Here is a 6968-nt window from a genome sequence, read left to right as displayed (position 1 = left end):
GCTGGCACTGGGGCGAATCAAGGAGAAGCGGCAGGAGAAGATGCGCAGCCTGGTGGCGTAAGAAGATATCCACATCTGGATCCTCCTCTTCCAGCGTCCATCCACAGAACGGATTTTGTGGATAACGGGATTCGTGCGCCCTTTTACGATCCATCCGTGTGGATTTGGCGGGAGGGCTTTTCACCCGTGCGGTTGAAATCGACTTCTCAACAGCTCTGAGCGATACACCTACTGTAAACATGGAACAAAAAAGGGCACATCGCAAAAAGCTTCAAACCGAAATTCGTTGACATTTGCATGCGGTTCGGTGTATAAATATAAAATAAATCGAAGCAAGGCGACCGGCTGCGGCAGGCGCCGGTTCGTAAACGTACGAAATCACCACAATCGCATCAACGCAAGCGTGATGACGGAGTGAGCAAGCTTGTGGAAGCGCCCAGAGAGCGGGATTCGCCGGCTGTGAGATCCCGCCGTGGAAGCAGGCTGAACCCGCCTCCTGAACTGCCCGTGAAAAGCGGGACGGAAGCCGGCCGTTATCCGGGTTGAGTGGGCATGATGATTGCGCCTTCTGGCGCATGTCATGCCAATGAAGGTGGTACCGCGAAAGCTAGCCTTTCGTCCTTCCGGGACGAAGGGCTTTTGTTTTTGGTACCGCGACCGAGCGCTCAAAAAAATGTGAAAGAGGGTGAGCCGATGAGAGCGAAACGGATCGTTGTGAAAGTCGGTTCCAGCAGCCTGACCGACGCGCAGGGCCGCTTGTCAACCGGTCACATCAGCCGGTTGGTCGACCAGATTGCCAATCTGCAAGCGGAGTACGGGTGTCAGGTGATTCTTGTGTCGTCCGGCGCGGTAGCGGCCGGATTGGGAAAATTGGGCTGGCACCGACCGCACATCACGATGCCGGAAAAACAGGCGGCCGCCGCAGTCGGGCAGGGACTCCTGATCGAGCTGTACCAGAAGCTGTTCGCCGAGCGGGGCATGATGATCGCACAGCTGCTGCTTACCCGTTCGGATATCGAAGACCGCAGACGGTTCATCCATATTCGCAATACGGCTGAGACGCTCTTGCGGCACGGAATCCTGCCGATCGTCAACGAAAACGACACGGTGACGGTCGAGGAAATCCGGTTTGGCGACAACGACACGTTGGGCAGTCTGGTCGCGTTGGTGACGGAAGCGGATCTGCTGGTGTTATTGACCGACATTGACGGCCTGTACACGGCCAACCCGCGGACCCATCCGAATGCCAGACGCATCTCCGACGTCTGGCAGATCACGCCGGAGCTGGAGGAGGCGGCGGGAGGCGTTGGCAGCGCCGTCGGTACGGGCGGCATGCGCACGAAGCTTACGGCGGCCCGGATTGCGGTCGATTCGGGAATCGATGTGGTCGTCGCGTCCAGTTCTGAGCCGGATGTGCTGCGGAGGATTTGGTCAGGCGAGCCGGTCGGCACACGGTTTCACGCGCACACCCGGTTTACCGGGAAAAAATCGTGGCTTGCCTATGGGACTCGCCCGGAAGGCCGGCTGGTGATCGACGAGGGAGCGGTCCGCGCGCTGCTGGAGCGGGCGGGCAGCTTGCTGCTACCGGGGATCGTGCGGGTGGAAGGCGATTTTCACGAAGGGGCGGTCGTCGAGGTGGCGGCGCCGGACGGACGGGTGATCGGCAAGGGCACGGTCAGTTTTTCCGACCGGGATCTGCGGCTCTTGCTCGGACGCCGGCTGGCGGGGGAAAAATTGCAGAACTACCACGAAGTCATCCATCGAGATGCGATGGTCATTTATGCACGGGAGGGGAGTTACGCATGAGGGAAACGGGGAATCGATTCGAGGGAACAGCGGCCCAGTGGACGGCAGACGGTGTAGCGGAAGTGAGCGAGGAATTGCGGGCAATCGTATTGGGCAAGGCGCAGGCGGCCAAACAGGCGGCGGGAAAGCTGGGAGTGCTTTCGACTGACGAGAAAAACGAGGCGCTTCTGGCGATGGCCGAGTCGCTGTGGCGGCAGCGGGAGTCGATTTTTCGGGCGAACGCCGAGGATGTGCGGGAAGCGCGGCAAAACGGCGTGCCGGAGGCGCGGATCGACCGGCTGGTGCTGACGGAGAAGCGGTTGCAGGAGATGATCGAAGGCTTGCGCCAGATCGTCGGATTGCCGGATCCGGTCGGGGAAACGCTGGCGACGCTCGAGCGCCCGAACGGGCTCCAGATCGAAAAAGTGAGGGTGCCGTTTGGCGTGATTGCGATGGTCTACGAATCGCGCCCAAACGTGACGGTGGACGCAGCCGGTTTGGCCCTGAAAACCGGCAATGCGGTGGTGCTGCGCGGCGGAAAAGAGGCGCTGCGTTCCAACATCGCGCTGGTACAGGCGATGCGGGATGGCCTCAGCCGCACGCAGGTTCCGCTCGATGCGATTCAGCTGATCGACCGCACTGAACGGGAATCGGTCGACCTGCTGATTCGCGCGAAGGGGATTGTCGATCTGGCGATTCCCCGCGGCGGCGCCGGTCTGATCCAGCGAGTGATCGAAAATGCGCTGGTGCCGGTGATCGAGACGGGCGTCGGCAATTGCCATGTGTACGTGGATGCGAAGGCCGATTTTGACATGGCAACGCAGATCGTGCTGAACGCCAAGACGCAACGCCCGTCCGTCTGCAATGCGATGGAAACGCTCCTGGTGCACGAACAGGCGGCTGCGCAATGGCTGCCGGAAGTGTTGGGGGCACTGCAGGAACGGGGCGTCGAACTGCGGGGCTGCGTTCGCACGCTGGAGATCGGGTGGCTGGCAGGTGTGGCGGTTGAACTAGCGACGGACGACGATTATTCGGCCGAGTTTCTCGATCTGATTCTGGCCATCAAAGTAGTGGACAGCGTAGAAGCGGCGATCAAGCACATCGACAAATACGGAACGCGCCATTCGGAAGCGATCATCACGGAGGATCGGGACGCGGCTGAACTGTTTTTGGCATGGGTGGATGCGGCGGCTGTGTATCACAACGCTTCGACCCGCTTCACGGACGGGTTTGAATTCGGGTTTGGGGCTGAGATCGGCATCTCGACGCAGAAACTGCACGCGCGAGGTCCGATGGGGCTGCCGGAGTTGACGAGTTATAAATATATCATCCGGGGAAGCGGGCAAATCCGCAGATAGGGGGAGCCAGGCCATGAGAGAAACCGAACTGCAAGACAAACAGATTTTGCTGCTGGGTGCTGGGGCGATTGCGGAAGCGATGATTCGCGGCCTGACCGAGGCGAACGCGGTGGACGCTGCGCAGATTACGGTAACGAACAAAAGCAACCTGGATCGCCTGTACGACCTGCGGGAACGGTATGGAGTGTCCGTCGTTGAGAACCTGGAAACTGCGGAAGGAGCGGCGGTGCTGGCGGCTGCCGACGTGCTGCTGATCGCCTGTAAGCCGCATGACGTCGCCCATGCGCTGGAACGTATCCGCGGAAAAATCGGCGATCCGCTGATCTTGTCGGTCGCAGCAGGAATTGCGACCGATCTGGTGGAATCCATTGTGGGAAAACCTGTACCGGTGGTGCGGGCGATGCCGAACACCGCCTGTGCCGTGCTCGAATCGGCGACGGCGGTTGCATACGGCAAGTATTGCAGTGAGCAGACGAAGCAGCTGGCCGAGTCGATTTTGTCAGTACTTGGCACCGTTTCTGTGGTCGACGAAACGTTGATGGATGCGGTGACGGGATTGTCGGGGAGCGGCCCCGCCTATTTTTACTACATGGTGGAAGCGATGCAGCAGGCTGCCGAATCGTTGGGATTGCCGGCACATACGGCAAGGACACTGATTCTGCAGACGTTGTTCGGAGCGGGCAAGATGCTGCAGGAAACGGGGCTCGACCCGTGCGAACTGCGGCGTCAGGTGACATCGCCGAACGGTACGACGATGGCCGGGATTCGCGTGTTCGAGGAAGCCAATTTCAAAGACCTGGTGCAGCGGGTGGTCACCCGGGCGGCGGAACGGAGCCGGGAGATGGGGGAACAGCAAGCTTCGATCATTCGCTAGGAGGTGGCAGGTGAGTCTATGACAGTACGGTTTAACATGGATGATGTGGCGGAGATGCTGCAGGTTCCGCTGGAGCGTGTGCGGATGGCGCTCGAGGAATTGAATGAACAGGGCAAATTGACGGCCGAAACGTTTCCCTATGCGGAAAAAGCGTGGCGGATCGCGCCGATCGACATCAAGCGGATTCAGAATCTGCTGCGCGAAAAGGGGCTCGATACGCCGGAAGCGCAGATCCCCACAGAAAAGCCGAAACGGCGGATTGTGAAAATCGTCAAAAAATCGGCCCCCGGTACCGGCGGCGGGGACGCACCGGCCGAACGATAACCGTGTGAGAGGGCTGCTCCAGGCGAGCCTCTATGTAGATTCAGATGGCGTTGTGATTGAATATCAGGGTGAATGACAACAATGCCAGCCCAGGGCAGCCTGTGTACGATCATTTTCTATTCATCCTCTCATGAATGGATGAACTGATCGAATCAAACGATCGATCAAAATGAACGACCCCTGTGTCCTCTGTCATCAAGGACGCAGGGGTTGCGCTCATTTGGCCAATACGTCGCAAAACGCTTTCGCATAGGCGGGCAAATCGGGCGGACGGCGGCTTGACACGATATGGGCGTCCACCACAACCGGTTCGTCGACCCAGATCGCGCCGGCGTTTTCCATGTCGTCCCGAATGCCGGGTGTCGACGTCACTTTGCGGCCGTTCAAAATTTTGGCGGAGATTAACACCCAGCCGGCATGGCAGATGTGTCCGATCGGCTTGCCGGCCGCATCCACCTCGCGCACAAGCTGCAGCACTTTTCCATACCGCCGCAGTTTGTCGGGCGCCCAGCCGCCCGGCACCAACAGGCCGTCATACTCGGCGCTGCTCACCTGCTCAAACGAAACGTCCGCCGTCGCGGGAACGCCGTATTTTCCATGATAGGTTTTCCCTTGCTCGGAACCGGCCAGGAGCACTTCAGCTCCCTCTTCCCGCAAGCGATAGACCGGATACCATAATTCAAGATCTTCGAATTCTTCTTCCACCAGGCAGATGACCCGTTTTCCTTGCAACCGCATACGTTTTCCCTCCCTGCACACAGCAGATTCCTGTGGCTGTTGCACCAATGTGAGTGCAGCCGCTTCCCTTTTACTATACAGAAATCCTGTCCGAAAGCCCACTGCCTGATCGGGGATGAAGCATGTTTTGCAGTGATAAGGCGCTAGCGGCTCGCCGGCAGGTTCAGTAAATCCGGAACGGTTACGAATTGCACACCGTCCGCCCGCAATTTTTCAATGATTCGCGGCAGCGCCTGCACGGTGCCGGTCAGATCTTCGCCGTGGCCGCCGGCGCAATGCTGCAGGATGATATTGCCCGGATGGACATGCGCCAGCACGTTGGTCGACACCTGGGCCGCGTTCAACCCTTTCCAGTCGAGCGAATCGACGTTCCAGTTGATGATTTTGAAGCCCTGGCCGGCCAGCCACAAAATTTGCGGTTCGTTGATGTTCCCGTATGGCGGACGCACGAGTTTCGGGTTGTACCCGATCAGCGGACGCAAAATCTCTTCCGTATGGAGGATCTGATAATGGAACTGGTCGTCAGACAGTTTCGGCAGGTTGGCGTGGCTGAACGAATGGTTACCCACCACATGCCCTTCCCGCACCATCCGCTGAACCAGTTCGGGATGCGCCAGCGCCCGGTTTCCAACCACGAAAAAAGTAGCTTTTACATGATACCGTTTCAACACGTCCAGCACTTGCGGCGTAAACACCGTATCGGGGCCGTCGTCAAACGTCAGGGCTACTTGCCGTTTCGTTGGCGGGCCGCTGAGGATAAACGTGCTCGGATATTTTCTCCGCAAGTCGGCCAGGGACAGCGGATGCGGCTCCCGTACATCATGTTCTTTTCCGTCTTCCAGATTCGGAGTTTGCGCCTGTACCTGAGCGACCGGTGGCGCAGGTGGCGTTCGGACATTGGCGCGTGGCTGGGTCTTAGAGGCGCACCCGGACAGCACAAGGCTGCACAAGGCGATGGTCAGAACCCATTTGTTCATGATCGGATGCCTCCTTTGTCTGAGGAAAATCTGTACTTCTCCTATTTTGCTTGTTTCCCACCGTTTTATCCGAATCGGCAGCTGACCGGAAAGATCCCAAAAAATCACCGGTGTTGGCAGCAATTGAGGGTTGAGTTGCCGGCGATTTCGGGTATAATAAGAAACACAAAGAACGACTCATCCTGCGATGCGCGTCAGAACGGTAACTTGTTTTGAACCGATAACGATGAAGAGGGAGACAGAACTCGTTGCGGATGTCATGCCCACCTCCTGCGGGACGATGGGACGGCAGCAAGCAACGATGAGTCACCCACCTGCGGAGAGCGGGTTCAGAAAACAATCCGTTTCGACGGCATAGGCGGGGTTCATTGGCAGCGGAAAAGCGATCCACTTGCGAGGTGGATCGTTTTTTTTTTGTAGTACGCCCAGCATGGGCGTCATCTCTAGGGTGAGAGTCCCGAACGGGGGCTGGCGAGCGCCTACCGTAGCCAAGGGCAAGGGTGTCCGTCGCGAGGCGGAATCTGAAGGAAGCCGGAGGCAAACGCACGGCTTGAGGTACACGAACCCAATTTGAGGCCGTTACAGTCGGATGAGTTGCCTACACACAACGAAATCCAAAGCCGCCAAGGGCTGTAACGGTAGACTTGGGCAAGCGCGGGCGGAAAGATGACGCTCTTATCTGGGGAGGCCTGCGGGGTACGCCAACTGCGTTGGTAACCGCGGCCGGGAGGCTGCGCTGAACCCGCAGGAGTCAGCAGAGGCCATAGTACGCGAGTACGGGACGCCGAAAAGCGGAAGGGCCGAACCGAAAGGAGAGAAGAAACCGATGCGTTCGTGCGATGAGCGACGACAGCCGAATACCCCGGAAGGGGGCTGCCGGCGGGAGGTAGCGGTGAAGCCGCAAGTGACCGC

General features: G+C 58.8%; 7 protein-coding genes, 1 other RNA gene and 1 other annotated feature. Of the genes, 6 read left to right on the top strand and 2 right to left on the bottom strand.

Features of this window, described 5'->3' with window-relative positions:
- The 5 genes from C230_RS23105 to C230_RS0101235 all read left to right on the top strand — a co-directional run.
- A partial coding sequence (locus C230_RS23105; RefSeq protein ID WP_211207981.1) for a hypothetical protein occupies positions 1-219 on the top strand: 219 nt, incomplete at its 5' end.
- Between the two features lie 178 nt (positions 220-397).
- Positions 398-626: a binding site (T-box leader), on the top strand.
- Positions 627-693: 67 nt separating this feature from the next.
- Complete coding sequence (gene proB / locus C230_RS0101250) at positions 694-1806, top strand: glutamate 5-kinase (protein ID WP_018130262.1); 1113 nt, start codon at positions 694-696, stop codon at positions 1804-1806.
- Positions 1803-3143 (top strand): glutamate-5-semialdehyde dehydrogenase, encoded by a 1341-nt coding sequence (locus tag C230_RS0101245; RefSeq protein WP_018130261.1) that lies wholly within the window; start codon positions 1803-1805, stop codon positions 3141-3143. Before proB ends, C230_RS0101245 begins: the two co-directional genes overlap by 4 nt.
- Before the next feature lie 13 nt (positions 3144-3156).
- Positions 3157-4017, top strand: a complete 861-nt coding sequence (gene proC / locus C230_RS0101240; RefSeq protein WP_018130260.1) for a pyrroline-5-carboxylate reductase — start codon at positions 3157-3159, stop codon at positions 4015-4017.
- An 18-nt stretch (positions 4018-4035) separates the two neighbouring features.
- On the top strand, positions 4036-4341 hold the full coding sequence (locus C230_RS0101235) for a hypothetical protein (protein ID WP_156807298.1): 306 nt from the start codon (positions 4036-4038) through the stop codon (positions 4339-4341).
- Between the two features lie 216 nt (positions 4342-4557).
- Here C230_RS0101235 and C230_RS0101230 read toward each other — a convergent pair whose 3' ends face one another.
- Both C230_RS0101230 and C230_RS0101225 read right to left on the bottom strand, forming a co-directional pair.
- On the bottom strand, positions 4558-5079 hold the full coding sequence (locus C230_RS0101230) for a type 1 glutamine amidotransferase domain-containing protein (protein WP_018130258.1): 522 nt from the start codon (positions 5077-5079) through the stop codon (positions 4558-4560).
- A gap of 143 nt (positions 5080-5222) precedes the next feature.
- On the bottom strand, positions 5223-6056 hold the full coding sequence (locus C230_RS0101225) for a polysaccharide deacetylase family protein (RefSeq protein WP_018130257.1): 834 nt from the start codon (positions 6054-6056) through the stop codon (positions 5223-5225).
- Between the two features lie 176 nt (positions 6057-6232).
- Between C230_RS0101225 and ssrS the strand changes: the two genes are divergently transcribed.
- Positions 6233-6425, top strand: a non-coding RNA gene (gene ssrS / locus C230_RS21680) — 6S RNA.
- Positions 6426-6968: the final 543 nt, after the last annotated feature.

The organism is Effusibacillus pohliae DSM 22757 (assembly GCF_000376225.1).
In the GTDB taxonomy this organism is placed as follows: Bacteria; Bacillota; Bacilli; order Tumebacillales; family Effusibacillaceae; genus Effusibacillus; species Effusibacillus pohliae.
Note: the sequence above shows the minus strand (reverse complement) of the source record. Positions and strands in the feature narration are given on the sequence as shown.

What these genes read in the sequence shown, in the direction of transcription:
- proB (WP_018130262.1), top strand. Translation starts at nt 694, where the DNA reads ATGAGAGCGAAACGGATCGTTGTGAAAGTCGGTTCCAGCAGCCTGACC.
- C230_RS0101245 (WP_018130261.1), top strand. Translation starts at nt 1,803, where the DNA reads ATGAGGGAAACGGGGAATCGATTCGAGGGAACAGCGGCCCAGTGGACG.
- proC (WP_018130260.1), top strand. Translation starts at nt 3,157, where the DNA reads ATGAGAGAAACCGAACTGCAAGACAAACAGATTTTGCTGCTGGGTGCT.
- C230_RS0101235 (WP_156807298.1), top strand. Translation starts at nt 4,036, where the DNA reads ATGACAGTACGGTTTAACATGGATGATGTGGCGGAGATGCTGCAGGTT.
- C230_RS0101230 (WP_018130258.1), bottom strand. Translation starts at nt 5,079, where the DNA reads ATGCGGTTGCAAGGAAAACGGGTCATCTGCCTGGTGGAAGAAGAATTC.
- C230_RS0101225 (WP_018130257.1), bottom strand. Translation starts at nt 6,056, where the DNA reads ATGAACAAATGGGTTCTGACCATCGCCTTGTGCAGCCTTGTGCTGTCC.